This is a genomic window from Methylomonas rivi (assembly GCF_024505165.1).
Taxonomy (GTDB): domain Bacteria; phylum Pseudomonadota; class Gammaproteobacteria; order Methylococcales; family Methylomonadaceae; genus Methylomonas; species Methylomonas rivi.
Map to the genome: position 1 here is coordinate 1 of NZ_JANIBK010000296.1, position 1,644 is coordinate 1,644.

At 52.8% G+C, this 1,644-nt stretch carries 3 protein-coding genes; 2 read left to right on the forward strand and 1 reads right to left on the reverse strand.

Annotated features, from left to right (window positions below; genetic code table 11):
• Together NP596_RS21245 and NP596_RS21250 are read left to right on the forward strand one after the other, a co-directional pair.
• The coding region (locus NP596_RS21245; RefSeq protein WP_256617377.1) for an aminotransferase class V-fold PLP-dependent enzyme at positions 1-540 on the forward strand (540 nt) is incomplete at its 5' end.
• 117 nt (positions 541-657) lie between these two features.
• Positions 658-927 (forward strand): hypothetical protein, encoded by a 270-nt coding sequence (locus tag NP596_RS21250; RefSeq protein WP_256617378.1) that lies wholly within the window; start codon positions 658-660, stop codon positions 925-927.
• A gap of 68 nt (positions 928-995) precedes the next feature.
• Here the strand turns inward: NP596_RS21250 and NP596_RS21255 are convergent, their stop codons facing one another.
• A complete protein-coding gene (locus NP596_RS21255; RefSeq protein ID WP_256617379.1) occupies positions 996-1,586 on the reverse strand; it encodes a hypothetical protein in 591 nt (196 codons plus the stop codon).
• Between the last annotated feature and the right edge of the window lie 58 nt (positions 1,587-1,644).

Consider the following 1,644-nt stretch of genomic DNA (forward strand, 5'->3'; position numbering starts at 1 on the left):
GGCGGCCATCAGGAGCGCGGCCGCCGGGCCGGCACCGAAAACACCGCTTCCATCGTCGGCCTGGGCGTGGCGTGCGAATTGGCCCTGCAGCACATGGAATTCGAGAACACCCAGGTCAAGGCCATGCGCGATAGGTTGGAGCGCGGCATTATCGAACAAGTCCCGCACAGTTTTATCACCGGCGATTTGAACAACCGCCTGCCCAACACCACCGATATCGCCTTTGAATATATCGAGGGCGAGGCGATTTTGATGCTGCTGAACAAGGCCGGCATCGCCGCGTCCAGCGGCTCCGCCTGCACCTCGGGTTCCCTGGAACCGTCGCACGTAATGCGGGCCATGGATATACCTTACACCGCCGCCCACGGTACCATCCGTTTCTCGTTTTCGCGCTACAACAGCATGAGCGAAGTGGACGAAGTATTGAAAGTCATGCCGGATATCGTCGCCGCCTTGCGCAAGCTGTCGCCGTATTGGGACAGCATCAACAATGCTCCGGTTGCCGATCCCGAACAGGCGTTTCAACCCACCTATGCTTGAGCGGATTTATTTGGCGTTTCCGGCGTTCCATATCCTGGCCGGAAACGCTGAAGCTTATTCCGGCCTAACTGCTCGGCAGAAATTTTATTAACACCGTCCATTTAACAGAGAATTTATATGGCCAAGGATCTTATAGAGTTACGTAACGTATTGGCGAGCATGGAAGCCGCTTTGAGTAAAATCAGCGAACTTGATGCGGAAGTGCTTGAGTTTATCGATGCAAATTATCCGGACATGCTGAACGATCAAAAAGTCGTTCAGGTATTTAAAAATGTCGGCGATGCCGAAGATGAACTGCAGCGGCAGTTTAATTTCCTGCGCATGCGGTTAACGGCCGGCATACCGGAATTTAAGGATCTTTGCGATACAGCGGGCGTAGCGGCTTAAGCCTAATCCGCTAATCAATTCGCGGGTAAGGCGGTTCCGCAATCTCGATCCGCCTGATGTTTCGGGGCTTATTTTTCTCCCGAGCCTTTGTAGTTTTCCGGGTCGAAATCGGCAATATCTATTTTGCCGAAGTCCTTGGGCGGTTTGTAGCTGGCTGATTTCACCGTCTCCGGGTCGGAGGTATGAAAGGAACTTTCCTCGACGCGTACCAGTTGCCAAGTATCGTCACGCCTAGAATAGTTAAACTGAAAGTTGTTGGTCCAGCGCCAATTGCCGCCGCCGTAGTGGCTGACGCTAAACGATTTTGTTGAAGCCGACAGTTCGGCGAAGGGGTCGCCGAATACGCCGCCGCAGGTCGAGCAAAACACGATGTTGTCGTTGGTTTTAACGATTTTCAGGCTGTTGTCCGGCTGGCGCAGGGCGATTTTTAAAGGCCGTTGCCCGGTCTCGATATCCGGGTCGGCGTCATTTGTTTTTTGCCGCTCCAGGATGAATACATAATCGGACAAACTGTCGCCATTCAAATCCGCGCCGGCATGGGCCAATAATGAGGTATTCGCTTCCACGAAATTCCGCAGTTCGGCGGGAACATCGGGATTCTCATCGTTTGCCAGGCATAGCGTCGGTAGCAATAGTATCGGTATCAAGTAATTAAACATAAACTCTTCAATCTTATTGGTTTAGGTGCGTTTTTTTCTCGTTCCCACGCTCGCGCCC

Coding starts and splice junctions, on each gene's coding strand:
- NP596_RS21250 (WP_256617378.1), top strand. CDS start 658: ATGGCCAAGGATCTTATAGAGTTACGTAACGTATTGGCGAGCATGGAA.
- NP596_RS21255 (WP_256617379.1), bottom strand. CDS start 1,586: ATGTTTAATTACTTGATACCGATACTATTGCTACCGACGCTATGCCTG.